Here is a 14,998-nt window from a genome sequence, read left to right as displayed (position 1 = left end):
ACGCGAAGGGATCGACGATATGACCGCCAGAACAGCCACCGTGGTCCGTGACGGTTTCCAGTACCTCGAGGGAGCGCGCTGGCATGCGGACCGCCTCTGGTTCTCCGATATCCCCCTGGGCACAGTGCACACCATGAACGCCGACGGCGAACTGGCCGTCGCGGCGACTGTCGACGCGAAACCGTCGGGCCTCGGCTTCACCCCGGAGGGCGTCCCACTGGTGGTGACCCAGGCCGACAACAAGTTGCGCAAGATCACCGCGGACGGCGGCACCGAGATCGTTGCGGACCTCGCGGGGATCGCCACCGGCGCCAACGACATGTGGGTCGATTCCCATGGCCGGGCCTATATCACCCAGATCGGCTACGACCTGTTCAACGGCGCCGACGCGCAGCCTTCGACGATGGTCGTCGTCGAAGCCGACGGCACGGTACACACCGCCGGCGAGGGCCTCATCTGCCCGAACGGGGTGGGCCTCGCCCCGGATGGGAACACCCTCTATGTCGCCGAAACCTTCACCTTCCGGCTCACCGCGTTCGATGTGGCCGCAGACGGCGGCCTGTCGAACCAGCGGATCTTCAAACAGTTCGACAGCCTCGAATCCGATGCCCTCGACGGACTGTGTATGGATGCCGTGGGCGCCATCTGGGTGACCTGCCCGTTCAGCAGCGAAGTCCGGCGCATCACCCCCGACGGTACCGTCACCGATATCGTTTCGACCGCGACACCTGGCCATTTCGTGGTTTCCTGCGCGCTCGGCGGACCGGACGGGCGCACGCTCTACTTGTGCACCGCCGATACGGATCTGGAGCGGATGTCGAATAATTTCGAGGGAACCGCGCGAATCGAATCGGTCACGGTGGATGTGCCGCGGATGAGCTGATCCCGAGCACGGGTCCCCGGACCGACCGGCAGCCGGAGGTGTGTGGCGGGCCACGGGCAGCCGTGGCCACTTTCAGGGCAGCCGAAGCGGTGGCGCCGGCGGGAACCGCACAGGTAGGCGAGTGAGCGCCCGATGGAAAGGGCCGGGACGCCAGGTCAACTCACCCGCGGGTACGGCCAATTCTATTTCCGGCAGCGCGTCCAGCAACTGATCGATGGCGTCCTGCACCACCAGGTACGCCACCGAGCGGGCGGGGCATGCATGCACCCCGATACTCCACGACAGGTGCGAACTGTTGTCGGCCCGGTCGGCGCCCGAGATCGCCGGGTCATTGTTACAACCGGCCATACTGATCACCACCGGTTGATGTGCCGGCAGCCAGACATCGTCGATGAGAACCGGATGCCGCGGGTAGGAGACGCAATAGTTCGACAGTGGCGGGTCGGTGAACAGGACCTCGTCCAGGGCGGCACGGGTCGACTGACTGCCACCGAGCACGTTTCCGGCGAACCGATCATCGGTGAGGATGAGCCGCATGGTGTTGACGATGAGATTCTGCTGCGGTTCGATACCCGACCCATACAGGCTGACCAGTTGCGGAATCATCTCGTCGTCGTCCAGCGCGGCCGGATGCTCCATCAGGCGGGTGGTGATATCGGTCCCGGGCTCGTTGCGCTTGAGCGTCACCAGGTCCAGCAACGCCTGGCCGAGCATCGCGTTCGCCTGGTCCGCGTCGTCGCCTTCGAAGATCTTGGCCATACCGTCCGCAATCCGGCTCCCGATCTCGGGCGGGCAGCCGAAGAGCACGTTCACCACAGCAAAGGCCAGCGGAAAAGCGTACTGCTGAATAAGATCGGCGGTTCCGTCCGCACAGAATGTGTTCACCTGAGCGATGGCGAGCCGCTCCACGGTGGCACGTAGCGCGAACATATCCACGCCGGCAACCGCGGCGACTGTCGCCTGCCGGTAGCGCGTATGTTCGGGCCCCGCGCTGCGGATCGCGCACGGCCGCCATTCCAGCATCGGCAGTATCGGGCAGTCGGGTGCGACAGTGCGTTGCCATATCCGCGGGTCCGCCGGAAAGCGATCGGGATCGTTGAGAATGCGGCGCGCCGCATCGTAGCCGACCACGAGGGTGGCCGGAACGCCGGGAGCGAGAGCCACCGGCACCAGCGCACCGTGCGCCCCGCGCATCTCTCGGTAGGCACGGTGCGGGTCGGCGGCGAACTCCTCGGTGTAGAGAGGGATACGGATACTGTCCGGATCGTACGGAGAACTCGATACGGCCGGGATGACCTCGGCGGTACGAGAGTGCGGCTGGCTCGGCAAAGGTTACTGCTCCGGTCGAGGTGATCGGTCGTTGGCGCGTCGGATGGCAGGCTCCCGGCCGAGTGCCACCCCTGCGGCAGGTCGGTAGCGATGGCGGGTCCGCCCGGCGCCGGAGCGGAGACAGCTGCCTGTCGACGAACCTCGACCCTAACCGGTAGACGCTGCCTATGCGAACGTAATGTTCACATAGGCACTGTAAAGTGCTGTAGATCAACATACTTCGTTGAACAGTCTTTCGACGGTATAGACACATAACGCCACGACGCGCTACCTCTTTCATCACCCGGCTCGCCTGGAGCAATGCCTCGCGCCACCCGGTGCCGATGCCGTTCAGCCCTTCCTTGCCTCACCGATACGGCGGGCCTGTGTGGCTTACGTTCGGGTCGAATACGGGGGTCGCCGCGACCAGCGCAGACGGCGCCGGGCTACGCACTGTCGCCGGCGGCCACCACGATCGCCGTCTCGAACGCCGGCCAGGTGAGGGGTATCGAGCAGGGATGGCCCCCTGATATCCACCGCGTCCGGGACCAGCGCATTCGGCCGGTTACTCGAGTGAACTACGCTGCCGATGTCCGGCCGAACCCGGCCGGGTACCGCGGCGTCACGGTGAAGCCGGTGTGAATCCGGCACTGTCCCGCAACTGTGAGCTCGGCGTTGCGCCGGGTGAGTCAGGTCGGCCGGCGGCGCGGGTGGCGTACTTGTCCTCGGACGAAGGACGGTATGGACGGAGGATGGTCGTGCCACTCACTTCTTACCGGCGGCTCAGCGGACGCCGGCTGATCGCCGCCGGGTTCGGTGCGCTGGCGTTGCTGACCGCGGCCTGCGGCAGCCCCGGCCCGGCCCCCTCGACCGGCGGGACCGGCGCGGACGGACCTCGAACGATCGTGTCGCTGAGCCCCACCGCCACCGAAACGCTGTTCGCGATCGGCGCGGGAGAGCAGGTGGTCGCGGTCGACGACCGTTCCGATCATCCGGCCGAGGCTCCCCGCACCGACCTGTCCGGCTACACGCCGAATGTCGAAGCCGTCCTCGGCTACGATCCCGACCTCGTGGTCGCCGACACCGACACCGGCGACCTGGTGACCGGACTCCGGCGCGCGGGTGTCGAAACACTGATCCTGCCCGCCGCACGCACCCTCGACGACACCTACACCCAGATCGAACAGCTCGGCGCCGCCACCGGGCACGGCGGCGACGCGGCCGAACTCGTCGCCGGGATGCGCACCGATATCGCCGAGATCGTCGCCACGGTGCCGATTCGCGAAGCTCCGCTGCGTTACTACCACGAGCTCGACGACACCTACTACACCGTCACCGACGACACCTACCTCGGCGAGATCTACACCATGCTCGGCCTGCGATCCATCGCCACGGGCGGCAACGGTTATCCGCAGCTTTCGCCGGAGTACATCCTCGAGCAGAACCCCGACATGATCTTCCTGGCCGACGCGCAGTGCTGCGGTGTCACCCCGGAAACCGTCGCGCAGCGCGCGGGCTGGGGCGAGCTCAGCGCCGTCCGCGACGGTAACGTGCACATCCTGGATGAGGACCTCGCGAGCCGGTGGGGTCCGCGCGTAGTGGATCTGGTGCGCGCGATCGCCACGATCGCGGCGGCCGACACTCCGGCCGTCCGCCCGACCTCTTGACCGCGACGTCGCGACGTCACGCGCTGGTGGTCACCGGCGCGCTGCTCGCGCTCCTGGCCGCGGTATCGGTGAGCATTCTCGTCGGCCCAGCGGGACTCACCCCGCACGGCGTGCTGCTCGAGATGGCCGATCGGCTGCCGTTCGTAGATGTCGAGTCCGGCCTGTCGAGGCGACAGCAGGCCATCCTGTGGGACATCCGGATGCCGCGCACCGTCCTCGGCGTGCTCGTCGGCGCGATGCTCGCCGTCGCCGGAGCCGCCTACCAGGGCGTCTTCCGCAATCCGCTGGCCGATCCCTACCTGCTCGGTGTTTCCAGCGGCGCCGGGCTCGGGGCCACGCTGGCCATCGTCGGCGGCGGCGCGGCCGGATTCGCCGGCGTCCCGCTCGCCGCCTTCGCCGGTGGCCTGCTCGCTGTCGCCGCGACCTACACCCTGGGCCGGACGGTCGGCGGCGTCCGATCGGAGGTGGTGATCATCCTGGCCGGAGTCGCGGTGGCGGCCTCGGCCAATGCCGTCCAGACCTTCTTCATGCAACTCCACGACGACACCCTGCGCCAGGTCTATTCCTGGATGCTCGGGCGGCTGACCACCGACGGCTGGTCCGAAGTGCTTGTCGTACTGCCCTATGTGATCGTGAGCGTGGCGGTCATCGCGCTGCACCGGCGCACCCTCGACGTGATGGCGGTCGGCGATATCGAAGCGGCAAGCCTGGGCATCGCTCCGGCACGGGTGCGCCTGGTCCTGGTCTGTGTCGCCACCCTCGGCACCGCCGCCGTCGTCTCGGCGGGCGGGTTGATCGGCTTCGTCGGTATCGTGGTGCCGCATGCAGTGCGGCTGCTCGCCGGGCCCGGTCACCGCCTGCTGCTACCGCTGTCGCTGGTCACGGGTGCGGCGTTCCTGGTGCTCGCCGATGTGCTCGCCCGGACCGTCATGGCCCCCGCCGAACTGCCGATCGGTGTGGTGACGGCCGCTGTCGGCGCACCGTTCTTCCTGTTCGTATTGCGACGGAGCCGGGAGGTGTCGTGACCGGGGATCGTCTGCCCGCGGTGGCCTGCGTGCGGGTCAGCGCCGAACGCGGCGGCATCGAGGTGCTGCACGAGGTGGACTTGTCGATCGCCGCGGGCGCGTGGGTATCGCTGGTCGGGCCCAACGGCTCGGGTAAGACCACGCTGCTGCACGCCCTGGCCGGACTGGTGCCCGCCACCGGCGACATCCGGGTGGCAGATGTGATCCCGGGCCGGTCGTCGCGCCGCGCCACGGCCCGCGCGGTCGCATTGATGCCGCAACGCCCGGTGGTCCCCGAGGGCGTCACCGTGCGCGATCTCATCCACCTCGGGCGCACCCCGCACATCGCCCGGTTCGGCAGTGAGACGCTGCGCGACCGGAAGATCGTGGACCGGGTCGTGGCGCGTCTCGAACTCGAGGAGTTCACCGCGCGTTCGGCCACCGAATTGTCCGGCGGCGAACTTCAGCGCGTCGTGCTGGCCCGCGCGCTCGCCCAGCAGCCCCGGGTCCTACTGCTCGACGAACCCACCAGCGCGCTCGATATCGGTCACCAGCAGCAGGTTCTCGACCTCGTCGACTCGCTGCGCCGAGAGGAAGGGTTGACCGTCGTCGCCGCCATGCACGATCTCACCTCCGCCGCCCAGTACGGCGAGCGCCTGATCCTGCTCGACCGTGGTCGCATGGTCGCCGACGGCCCGCCCGCCGAGGTGCTGACCGTGGAGCGTATCGCGGAGGTCTACGGCGCGTGTGTCGAAGTGCTCGACCGCCGCGACGGCCGGGCGGTCCTGCCCCTGCGCGGCGCAAGCTTGTCCGCAGCGGAACCGTTCGGGCGGTCCGCGCGGGAAGACACCCGATCCGGTGAGTCGTGGACGGGGCGACCCCCGGCCGGCGGATCGCTGCCGGACGGAACTCGGCCCGAGGGAACGGAGTCACCCTGATGGAGATCGTCCTGCTCGGCACCGGCGCGGCCGATGGCTGGCCGTCGCCTTTCTGCCGCTGCGAATCCTGCCGCGACGCCGCCGCGCGCGGGCAGATCCGCGGCCAGACCGCCGCCCTCGTCGACGATGTCCTGTTGCTCGACTGCGGCCCCGAGGCTCCGCGCGCCGCCCTGCGCCTGGGCCGCACCCTCGCCGGCGTGCGTCATATCCTGCTCACCCACGGCCACCCCGACCACCTCGGACCGCAAGCCCTACTGTTCCGGTCCTGGATAGACACCGGTCACGAGCTCGAGGTGATCGGCCCCGCCACCGCGCTCGATGCCTGCCGCTCATGGGTCGGACCGGACGACCCGGTGCGGTTCCTTCCGGTGCGAGCCGGGGATCGCCTGTCGGCGGGCCCCTACGAGGTAACCGTCCTGCCCGCCCGGCACCGGGTTTTCCACGACGGCGACACCGTCCTCTACGACCTCACCGCCCCGGACGGCGCACGCATGCTGTGGGCGTGCGATACCGGGCCCTGGCCGGCCTCGTGGTTCGATGCGGTCCGCGATGCCGCCTACGACGCGGTGTTCCTGGAGGAAACTTTCGGCGACCGCTCCGAACTGTCCGGCCAGCACCTCGGCCTCCCCGAATTCGCCGGCCTGCTCACCGGATTGCGCGACGCCGCAGCCGTCACCGCGGCGACCGATGTGGTCGCCGTGCACCTGGGGCACCACAATCCACCGATCGACGAACTGGAGCGACGATTGCGAATCCACGGCGCCCGGCCGGGCAGCGACGGCGAAATACTGCACGTGGGCGCACCGCCCCGACCGGCCGCCCACCGCACCCTCGTCCTCGGCGGCGTGCGTTCCGGCAAATCCCGGCACGCCGAAGATCTGCTCGCCGCGCACCCGGCCGTCACCTACGTCGCCACCGGCGGCACCCGCGACGGCGACGCCGAATGGGCTCAACGCATCACCGTGCACCGCGAACGCCGCCCCAGCTCCTGGAGCACCGTCGAAACCGACGATGTCGCCACAGCCCTCGCGACCGCCACCCAGCCCCTGCTCGTCGATTGCCTCGGCACCTGGCTCACTGCCCGCCTCGACGCCCACAAGGTCTGGGAGGGAGCCGATCTCACACCGGTCCACGCCGATATCGACAACCTCGTAGCCGCCTGGCGAGCCTGCCGGGTCCCGGTGATCGCGGTGAGCAACGAAGTCGGCAGCGGCGTGGTACCGGCCTCCGTATCGGGACGATTGTTCCGAGATCTCCTGGGAACGGTCAACTCTCGGGTAGCCGCCGCGTCGGAGTCGGCCGTCTTGGTCGTCGCGGGCATACCGGTGCGGTTACGCTGACCATCTTCACCGGGCACCGCATCACCGGCCTGGGTTACTCCGGATGCATCAGTTTCTGCAGGAGGGGGGTGATCAGGCGCAGGATCTCGTCGAGGTCGGCGGTAGCGAGTTCGGGCATGTGCAGAATGAAGCGTTGGCTGGCGACGCCCATGCGTATGGCTCCGGCCAGTGCTGCGCGGAGGCGGGCTTCCGGGGCGTCGATGGTATCGGCGACGAAGTCCACAACCTGCGTGGTGATGTGCTTTCGGAGGATCTCGGCAGCATCTTCGCTGGTCATTGCGGTGCGCAAGAGAACGGCCATGGGAACTGTTGGGGTCGGCGGCCCACGCCGTCAACATGCCGCGCGCGTATCGGCAAACGGTTTCGGCAGGATCGTCGGAGGTGAGTTCGGCGATGGGGGTGTCCCCGGCACCATTTTCGACAGCGGTCTACTGCATGCGCTGCCGGTGGAATCTCGGCACGACTATCTGCGGGCTGTTCATCGGGCGGCCGCACCCGGCGCCAGTTTGTTCGTTCTGGCGTTCGCACCGCAGCCCTGGAAGATCGAGGGCCCGGGACCGGATGGGTTCACGGCCGAGCAGCTGAGCGAAACTGTCGAGGCAGTGTGGACGGTCGAGGCTGTGCGTCCGGCGAACTTGTACGCCACCGATCACACCGCCGGCGCGGGATCCGCCGACACCGCCGGTCGTGACAGCGAGGGCCGTATCGCGATGCCGGGCTTCATCCTGATCGCACACAAGAACGGTGACCTCGGCCGATAATTCGCCACCGTCCGCACCCGCGGACGTCCGGCCACGCTTCCGAACCCACACGGCCGTACCCCGCTGCCAGGCCGCCAGGATCAACAGCGATCAACTGGCCGATGAGGGCAGCGGTGGTCAGCGCGGTGCGCAGGTTGTTCATCGTGACTGCCGGGACCGATCCGGGCGCTTCCGGAGTCGGAGCAGCCTCCCCGTCCGTCCTGCCGGGGAACCGCATGCCGCCTCGCCTATTCCGCTAGTGCCCAGCACCGGTGCCGAGCCGAGAGGGTGCGTTGATCGGACACCAGGGGTCCATAACCCGGGCCGGTGACAGGTGCAGTCACCGACCGAGCCCCGGAGTTACTCCGGTGAAGCGGCACGCAGTCGGCCGTAACGGTCCACCGCCGGTGCCGGTGGCCCCTGATCGGGTCGCCGATGGTCGGTATCGCCGGCCCCGACCCGGTTTGCGCGTTCGGCGAGGGCAGTGAGACCCAGGTGGGCGTCGGCTGTGTAGCACACGATTTTGCCCTTGTGATTCTTCGAGCGGCCGAGTATCCCGGCATCGGAAAGCTCTGCGAGAGCACGGTGGGCGGCGACGGCCGAGACGCCATACCGGGTGGCGGCCGATTCTGTGGTGAGGACCGGGTGTGTGGACAGGTCCGCGAGAATCTTCATAGCGACCGCGTCCCGGCGGGGTAGGGCGGGACTGGTGCCCTGTCGGCGACGGTGCTCGACCAGGCGTTGCAGGAGTTGTTCATCGAGCGCGGCGGCGTCTCGGGCCAGCCGCACTCCGGTTTGCGCTGCCTGCTCGGCGGCCTGGGCGAACCCGATGACCCAGTCGTCGGTGTGCGGTTCCGGATCACGGTAGGAGGTCAGGCCTGCCAGATAGATGTCGGTGCGGGCAGCGAAAACGGTGCTGATCGGGATCAGGGTGTGCCGCAGGGCGTCACAGCGTCGCAGCACGGTGTGGATCAGTGCGCGGCCGGTGCGTCCGTTACCGTCGATGAACGGGTGGATCGTCTCGAACTGTGCGTGGGCGATCGCGGCCCGCACGACCGGATTGCCGTGTGTGGCGGTCAGGAACACGGTCAAATCCGCGACCAGGGCAGGCACCGCGGACTCGGGTGGGGGTACGAAATCGGCCCGCAATGGGCTCCACCCGGGGCCGCCCACCCAGTTCTGTTCGGTGCGCAGACCGGCCGGTAACCGGGGTTCGATGGTGTGCTGCAGGTCCACGATGTCTTGTGTCGTGATGGCCCTGGACCGATCGGCCAGGGAATCGATGGCCTGCTCCGTGGCGTGCACGGTGGCAACTACGTCCAGGGCGGTGCGAGTACCTGATTCCAAGGTTTCGGCGATGGCAAGTTTCTTGGGGGTGATGCGGTTGCCTTCGATCCAGGACGAGGAGATCGACTCGGAGCGGATCAGCAGGTGGTTGAGGTAGCTACCCCGGGACCCGATGCGTTCATCAGCCCTGGCCAGCACAGCCAGGGCATCCTCGGCCGCCTGCTGGGCCCGAGGGCCGATCTGCGGTAGGTCCACCCCCAGCGGATCGGGTATGTAGGCCAGGTAAGTTCCGGCCTGCCGGTCACGGCGGGCGAGCATGCCCTCGTCCGACGGCTGCCACACCCGTTCCTCGTACCTCGCCACGGATACTCCTCAACGTTAAGCATCGCGCCCGAAACCTAACCTTATAGTATCTAAAGTTAATTTTGATGGGCGATCGCGGAATGTCCGGCTGTAGCGGAATCGGCCGTGCACAGCGTCTCCCACTTGGTCGGACAGTGAGCCGGGCACTCGATCGCCGAACTCCACGACGACGGCCCGGAACAGTGGGCCCGGTATCCGGACCCGTTCCTTACTTGGCCCACAGCCCACAACCACGCCGACTGAGCCTCAGCCGACGATCGCCGCTTGTGCCGCCAGTGGGTCTGGGTAGTAGTCACCGAAAGTTTCGGTCGCGCTATGCCGGTCTTGGATCGGAGTGACCCAGTTGGGCCTCCACCAGAGCGCGCAGCGCCGGTTCGAGAATTCTCTCGAGGTCGCCTCGATCGGCTTGGGCTATCGCTGGGACTTTCAGCAGGTACCTCGCGATGGTGACGCCCAGCGTGCAGGCATTCAGCACCGCTGCCCGCAACTCGGCGTCGTCGCCCCCGATTGTCGCGGCAACGGTCGATTGAGCCGGTGCCATGACTTGGTCGAGCAGAATCTGCCCGGCCGTGGGGTGGGTCAGGCAGCTGCGCAGCAGAGCCTCGGAGCTGTCTCGTCGAATGGGGTCCTCGAATCCTGAGAACAGGTGTGCCGCGGATGCTTTCGGCAAGTCGGCGACCGGCGCCTCGACCAAGGGGCGTATGTCGATGCTGGCATGCGCTGCCGCACTGAACAGCTGCTCCTTGTTGCCGAAAAGCTGCATCACCAGTGCCGGGTCGATTCCGGCATCGGCAGCGACAGCCCGGATCGTGGTGCGTTCGAAGCCGTACTCGGCGAACTGCCTGCGGGCCGCCGCCAGGACCGCTGCTTCGGTGCGCTTACGACGCTCTGCCCGCGAAACCTGCTCTTGGTCTACATCCACCATGTCATTCACTCTACGCGCGTTGACCGACTCGGCTATTCGCTCTACGCTCGTTGAGTGAAACGATCAGGAGGCAATTCATGACCAACGATGCGACTGTGGCCGCACCACAGCCGGAACGATCGGCGCCGGCCCGAAAGCGCGCGCTCTGGGCGTTGGCGGTGCTGGCGGGCAGCCAATTACTCGTTGTAGTCGACGCGACAATCGTGAACGTCGCCTTGTCGGCTATTCGCGACGACTTGGGGTTCTCGCTTCAAGACCTTCAGTGGGTGATCACCGCCTACACGCTCGCCTTCGGCGGGCTGCTGATCCTCGGCGGACGCCTGGCCGACCGGTTCGGACACCGTCGGATGTTCATCACCGGTGCACTGGTCTTCGCCGGCGCCTCGCTCGTCGGCGGTTGGGCCGGTACGGCTGAGCTGCTGGTGGCAGCACGGGCCGTACAAGGTATCGGCGCAGCCGTAATGGCACCAGCAGCATTGGCGTTGCTGATGCGGGTCTTCCCTGCCGGTCGGGACCGGACAATGGCCTTGGGAGTATGGGCCGGCGTCACCGCCGGCGGCACCGCACTCGGCCTGATCCTGGGTGGCCTACTGACCCAGATGCTGTCGTGGCCTTGGGTGTTCTGGATCAACGTTCCGGTCGCGGTCGCTGCTGCCGGCCTCGCAATCGTTGTCCTGCCGAGCGGGGAAGGCGACCGGGTCGGCAGGATCGATGTGGCAGGGGCACTGACTGCAACTGTCGGCCTGATGGCGCTGGTCTATGGCCTGGTCCGGACCACAGAAACAGGATGGGCCTCCACCGGGACACTGGCCGCACTGGGGGCAGCGTTCTTGTTGCTCGCCGCTTTCGGATTGCTGCAGGCCCGCCGAAGTGACCCGCTGGTCCCGTTGCGACTGTTGCGAAACCGCACCGTGCTGGGAGCCGATATCACCGGCTTGATCTTCGGCGTCGCGATCTATGCCTTGTTCTACTTCCTCAGCATCTTCCTGGCCACCGTTCTCGGATACAGCCCAGTAACGGTCGGGCTGGCGTTTCTGCCGATGACTGTCGCCATCGCGATCGCGGCACGGCTGGCCGGAGGGCCGCTGGCTTCGGTCCCGGGTCACCGGCTCGCTGCCGCAGGCTCGCTGCTGGTCGCTGCCGGTGTCGGGCTGCTGATGCGCATCGGGCCGGACGCCGGTTACCTGGGCACCGTGCTGCCCGGGGTGGTGCTGGCCGGGCTCGGGTTGGGCTTTGCCTTCGTGCCCCTGACCGCGGCCGCGGTATCTGCGGCCAATCCTTCCGATGGTGGGATAGCTTCAGCGCTGTTCAACGCGGGCCAGCAGCTCGGTGGCGCTATCGGTCTCGCGGTACTCACCACGGCCAGCGCCACCAGAACTGCACAACTGGCCGGTAGCGGGGAACCCTCAGCAGCGGCCGTCACGGCGGGCTGGAGTCTCGGGTTCGGTATCGCCGCCGTAATGGCGCTCGCCGGAGCCGCCGTCGCCGCCGTCGCTCTCGAGCCCTCGGCAAAACCCACAGAACACCGATAACGGTGCCGACCGATTACCGTTGACGCTCGGCCGGAATACGGCAGAAACCTGCCGTTGAGGTTGTAGTTGGCCGGCGCGAGACCGGTGTCGGTGTGGTGAGTGGTGCTGATCGGCGTTCGGGTGCTCTGTGTCATGGGGAACTGGAAACGCCAGCTCCTCGAAGCGGGCCGCACCGGTCTCGCCGCCGGGAAGTCGGGGCCTTCGACACGTGAGCAGCGGTTGGCGGCCGAGATCGAGGATCTGCCCCAGGCCCCGGGGAGGCGCATCTGCAGGCGCGGGTGTGGAAGAAGTCCGCGGAGGGCCGGTTGGGCCCTTTGCGGACCTCGAGGTGATCTGCGTGTCTGCGGGCATGCCGACCACGAGATTTTGCCAGGTGATCGGTGTGCCCGAACGGACTCGGCGCCGTCGGCAGGCCCGGGGTTCGTGCCGGTGTTCAGGACAAGGGGCCGTCTGCTCCCCCAACTGGACTCGAACCAGTAACCTGCCGATTAACAGTCGGCTGCTCTGCCAATTGAGCTATAGGGGATTGTTCCGTGGCCTCGCCCGTACCGGGCTGACCGAGGTGAAACTTTAGCGTATGGGTGGGCGCGGGCCCAAATCGCGGGGTCGAGCTCGGTGGTCGGGGCAAAAAGTGGGTGCGAGCGGCGGGGCTGCGGTGGAGTCGGATCGACAGGTGTCGGTGCGGTCGGGCAGGATGGGGCAGCACGGACTACTGGGAGGAGCTCGACCCAAGATGCTGCGGTTGATCATCGGTATCGCTGCCGGTTATGTGCTGGGCAGTAAGGCCGGGCGGGCGCGCTATGAGCAGATCAGTGCCAGTGCGCGGGCCGTCGCGGGAAGCCCGGTGACCCGCAAGCTGGTGAACGTGAGCCGGCAGCGGCTATCGGAGAAGTTGAGCACCCAACCCAAGCTCGAACCCATGGAGCCGCTGGACGAGCGCACCACGATGCTGGTGCCGCATGACCAGTTACGGCGTCGCTAGCCCACTCAGGTGGCGGCGAATTCGCCGCTGCCCATGGCCTGATCGAGCAGGCTCTTACGGTACTGCTCCAGTGCCACCAGGTCGCCGAACAGTGCCATATAGGTGTCCGGGTCGTCGGTGGAGGAAACGCGGTGCAGGCGGGATTTCAGTTCCGCGATCTGCCGTCCCACCAGCGCGGCCTGAGCGCTGGCGAGGACGCCGGTGATGAAACGCGGGATATCGCCGCTGGTTTTCACCGGCAGCGGTTCACTGGCCAGTTCGGAGACCAATGCGCGCAGGGTGAGGTCGTCGGTGTGGTCGGTGATCGCAGCGATCCAGTCGGCACCGGAGAGACCGCAGCAGACGCCGCCGGCCTCGGCGATGAGCGTGCGTACCGCGATATAGCCGGGGTGGGTGAAGGCGTCGGTTTCCAGGGCGTCGAACGCCGGGCCGGCGATTTCCGGGTACTGGAGACCGGCGGCGAGGGCTTGGCGCTGGGAACGCAGTGTCGGGTCTCGCGGATCGGGGCGGGCGGCCGGCGGCGTGGGTCCGGTGTGCTCCACCCTGGGTGCACGAGCGGGTGCCGCAGCGGCGCCACGTAACTTGCGGGCCTCCTCGTCGACTCGGCGGTAGACGAGTTGCGGGTCCTGCCAGCCGGTCCATTCGGCGAGCTGGGTGGTATAGCGTTTCCGCAGGCCGTGGTCCTTGATCTGGGCGACGATCGGCACGGCCCAGCGCATCACCTCGACCTGGCTGTCGTAGGTCAGGGCGCGGGTGCGGCTGTCCTCGCGTTTGGCGATCTCCTGGCGCAGTGCGAAATCGAACAGCGGTTCCCGGCGGGCCACAAGATCGCGCAGGGCGGCGTCACCGGAGTGCTGCCGCATCTCGCACGGATCCTGGCCGTCCGGCGACACCACCACATAGGTCTGCCCGGCCACCTTCTGATCACCGAGGAACGCCTTCAGGGCGGCGGCCTGTCCGGCAGCGTCACCGTCGAAGGTGAAAATGATCTCACCGCGCCAGAAATTATCGTCCATCAGCAGGCGGCGCAGGATCCCCAGATGATCGTCGCCGAATGCGGTGCCGCAGGCGGCGACGGCGGTTTTCACTCCGGCCAGGTGCATGGCCATCACGTCGGTGTACCCCTCGACGACCACGGCCTGATGACTTTTGGCGATCTCCCGTTTGGCGTGATCGAGACCGAACAGCACCTGGGACTTCTTGTACAGCAACGTTTCCGGAGTGTTGACGTACTTTCCCGGCATAGTGTCGTCGTCGAAGAGTTTGCGCGCGCCGAAACCGATCACATCGCCGCCGAGGTTGCGGATGGGCCACAGGAGCCGCCGGTGGAAACGGTCGATCGGGCCGCGGCGGCCCTGCCGGGAAAGCCCCGCCGCCTCCAGCTCCTTGAATTCGAAACCCTTGCTCAGCAGGTGTTTGGTAAGAGCGTCCCAGCCATCGGGGGCGTAACCGCAGCCGAACTGGGTCCAGGCGGCCTCGTCGAAATTACGGTCTGTGAGATATTTGCGGGCCATCGTGGCGTCGGGGCCGCGCAACCGGGACACGTAGAACTCGTGCGCGGCGGCATTGGCGGCGACCAGCCGGGAGCGGGTCCCGCGGTCGCGCTGCACCGAGGGACCGCCGCCCTCGTAGTCGATCCGGTGCCCGATCTTGTCGGCGAGCTGTTCGACGGCCTCCACGAAACCGATGTGCTCGATCTTCTGGATGAAGGCGTACACATCACCGCCTTCGTTGCAGCCGAAGCAATGGAACAGGCCATGGTTGGGGCGGACGTGGAAGGACGGCGATTTCTCGTCGTGGAACGGGCACAAACCCTTCATCGAATCGGCTCCGGCGCGTTTGAGGGCCACATACTCGCCGACCACGTCTTCGATCCGGACGCGCTCCCGAATGGTGGTGATATCGCGAGCTGGTATTCGTCCGGTCACGGGAACGAGTCTAGGCGATCCCTCCGCCTCCGCTCCGGCCGTGCACAGTCTGCGGAGGGGCAACGCCGCGCTGCGTCCCGGGTGCCGGCAAGCACAGTCCG

At 67.4% G+C, this 14,998-nt stretch carries 13 protein-coding genes, 1 tRNA gene and 1 riboswitch; of the genes, 8 read left to right on the top strand and 6 right to left on the bottom strand.

The window, feature by feature from the left end; all coding sequences use genetic code 11:
• Positions 1-19: 19 nt before the first annotated feature.
• Positions 20-883 carry an SMP-30/gluconolactonase/LRE family protein gene (locus tag NS6_RS25740; protein ID WP_068047009.1) on the top strand — a complete coding sequence of 288 codons (864 nt, stop codon included), beginning with the start codon at positions 20-22 and terminating at the stop codon, positions 881-883.
• Between the two features lie 72 nt (positions 884-955).
• Here NS6_RS25740 and NS6_RS25735 read toward each other — a convergent pair whose 3' ends face one another.
• The gene (locus NS6_RS25735) at positions 956-2,212 is read right to left on the bottom strand and encodes a cytochrome P450 family protein (RefSeq protein ID WP_210747026.1); all 1,257 of its coding nucleotides are present in this window, start codon (positions 2,210-2,212) and stop codon (positions 956-958) included.
• A gap of 549 nt (positions 2,213-2,761) precedes the next feature.
• Positions 2,762-2,908, top strand: a riboswitch (cobalamin riboswitch).
• 35 nt (positions 2,909-2,943) lie between these two features.
• Between NS6_RS25735 and NS6_RS25730 the strand changes: the two genes are divergently transcribed.
• Genes NS6_RS25730 through NS6_RS25715 form a run of 4 tightly spaced genes read left to right on the top strand, consistent with a single transcriptional unit; the run spans position 2,944 to position 7,140 of the window.
• Complete coding sequence (locus tag NS6_RS25730; protein WP_157112942.1) at positions 2,944-3,858, top strand: ABC transporter substrate-binding protein; 915 nt, start codon at positions 2,944-2,946, stop codon at positions 3,856-3,858.
• Positions 3,855-4,883, top strand: a complete 1,029-nt coding sequence (locus tag NS6_RS25725; RefSeq protein WP_068046574.1) for a FecCD family ABC transporter permease — start codon at positions 3,855-3,857, stop codon at positions 4,881-4,883. Before NS6_RS25730 ends, NS6_RS25725 begins: the two co-directional genes overlap by 4 nt.
• On the top strand, positions 4,880-5,800 hold the full coding sequence (locus NS6_RS25720) for an ABC transporter ATP-binding protein (protein ID WP_245669510.1): 921 nt from the start codon (positions 4,880-4,882) through the stop codon (positions 5,798-5,800). Before NS6_RS25725 ends, NS6_RS25720 begins: the two co-directional genes overlap by 4 nt.
• Complete coding sequence (locus NS6_RS25715) at positions 5,800-7,140, top strand: bifunctional adenosylcobinamide kinase/adenosylcobinamide-phosphate guanylyltransferase (RefSeq protein ID WP_068047003.1); 1,341 nt, start codon at positions 5,800-5,802, stop codon at positions 7,138-7,140. Before NS6_RS25720 ends, NS6_RS25715 begins: the two co-directional genes overlap by 1 nt.
• 34 nt (positions 7,141-7,174) lie before the next feature.
• On the opposite strand, the gene NS6_RS25710 is transcribed toward NS6_RS25715, so the two are convergent.
• Positions 7,175-7,441 (bottom strand): TetR/AcrR family transcriptional regulator, encoded by a 267-nt coding sequence (locus NS6_RS25710; RefSeq protein WP_245669509.1) that lies wholly within the window; start codon positions 7,439-7,441, stop codon positions 7,175-7,177.
• Between NS6_RS25710 and NS6_RS25705 the strand changes: the two genes are divergently transcribed.
• Positions 7,440-7,901 (top strand): class I SAM-dependent methyltransferase, encoded by a 462-nt coding sequence (locus NS6_RS25705; RefSeq protein ID WP_245669508.1) that lies wholly within the window; start codon positions 7,440-7,442, stop codon positions 7,899-7,901. The genes NS6_RS25710 and NS6_RS25705 overlap by 2 nt on opposite strands.
• A gap of 339 nt (positions 7,902-8,240) precedes the next feature.
• On the opposite strand, the gene NS6_RS25700 is transcribed toward NS6_RS25705, so the two are convergent.
• Positions 8,241-9,530: a Fic family protein gene (locus tag NS6_RS25700; RefSeq protein ID WP_157112941.1), complete on the bottom strand. Its 1,290-nt coding sequence runs from the start codon at positions 9,528-9,530 to the stop codon at positions 8,241-8,243.
• 313 nt (positions 9,531-9,843) lie between these two features.
• Positions 9,844-10,455, bottom strand: coding sequence for a TetR/AcrR family transcriptional regulator (locus NS6_RS25695; protein ID WP_068046565.1), 612 nt, complete (start codon positions 10,453-10,455; stop codon positions 9,844-9,846).
• Positions 10,456-10,532: 77 nt separating this feature from the next.
• Here NS6_RS25695 and NS6_RS25690 point away from each other — a divergent pair, with 77 nt between their 5' ends.
• Complete coding sequence (locus NS6_RS25690; RefSeq protein ID WP_068046562.1) at positions 10,533-11,987, top strand: MFS transporter; 1,455 nt, start codon at positions 10,533-10,535, stop codon at positions 11,985-11,987.
• Between the two features lie 453 nt (positions 11,988-12,440).
• On the opposite strand, the gene NS6_RS25685 is transcribed toward NS6_RS25690, so the two are convergent.
• Positions 12,441-12,513 (bottom strand) — tRNA-Asn (locus NS6_RS25685).
• Between the two features lie 207 nt (positions 12,514-12,720).
• Between NS6_RS25685 and NS6_RS25680 the strand changes: the two genes are divergently transcribed.
• The gene (locus NS6_RS25680) at positions 12,721-12,969 is read left to right on the top strand and encodes a hypothetical protein (protein WP_068046559.1); all 249 of its coding nucleotides are present in this window, start codon (positions 12,721-12,723) and stop codon (positions 12,967-12,969) included.
• 5 nt (positions 12,970-12,974) lie between these two features.
• Here the strand turns inward: NS6_RS25680 and dnaG are convergent, their stop codons facing one another.
• The gene (dnaG, locus tag NS6_RS25675) at positions 12,975-14,897 is read right to left on the bottom strand and encodes a DNA primase (RefSeq protein ID WP_068046556.1); all 1,923 of its coding nucleotides are present in this window, start codon (positions 14,895-14,897) and stop codon (positions 12,975-12,977) included.
• Positions 14,898-14,998: the final 101 nt, after the last annotated feature.

This window comes from Nocardia speluncae NBRC 108251, from assembly GCF_001613245.1.
In the GTDB taxonomy this organism is placed as follows: domain Bacteria; phylum Actinomycetota; class Actinomycetes; order Mycobacteriales; family Mycobacteriaceae; genus Nocardia; species Nocardia speluncae.
The sequence above is the reverse complement of the archived record's forward strand: the minus strand, read 5'-3'. Positions and strand labels throughout refer to the sequence as shown.

Coding starts and splice junctions, on each gene's coding strand:
- NS6_RS25740 (WP_068047009.1), top strand. CDS start 20: ATGACCGCCAGAACAGCCACCGTGGTCCGTGACGGTTTCCAGTACCTC.
- NS6_RS25730 (WP_157112942.1), top strand. CDS start 2,944: ATGGTCGTGCCACTCACTTCTTACCGGCGGCTCAGCGGACGCCGGCTG.
- NS6_RS25715 (WP_068047003.1), top strand. CDS start 5,800: ATGGAGATCGTCCTGCTCGGCACCGGCGCGGCCGATGGCTGGCCGTCG.
- NS6_RS25705 (WP_245669508.1), top strand. CDS start 7,440: ATGGGAACTGTTGGGGTCGGCGGCCCACGCCGTCAACATGCCGCGCGC.
- NS6_RS25710 (WP_245669509.1), bottom strand. CDS start 7,441: ATGGCCGTTCTCTTGCGCACCGCAATGACCAGCGAAGATGCTGCCGAG.
- NS6_RS25695 (WP_068046565.1), bottom strand. CDS start 10,455: ATGGTGGATGTAGACCAAGAGCAGGTTTCGCGGGCAGAGCGTCGTAAG.
- NS6_RS25690 (WP_068046562.1), top strand. CDS start 10,533: ATGACCAACGATGCGACTGTGGCCGCACCACAGCCGGAACGATCGGCG.
- NS6_RS25680 (WP_068046559.1), top strand. CDS start 12,721: ATGCTGCGGTTGATCATCGGTATCGCTGCCGGTTATGTGCTGGGCAGT.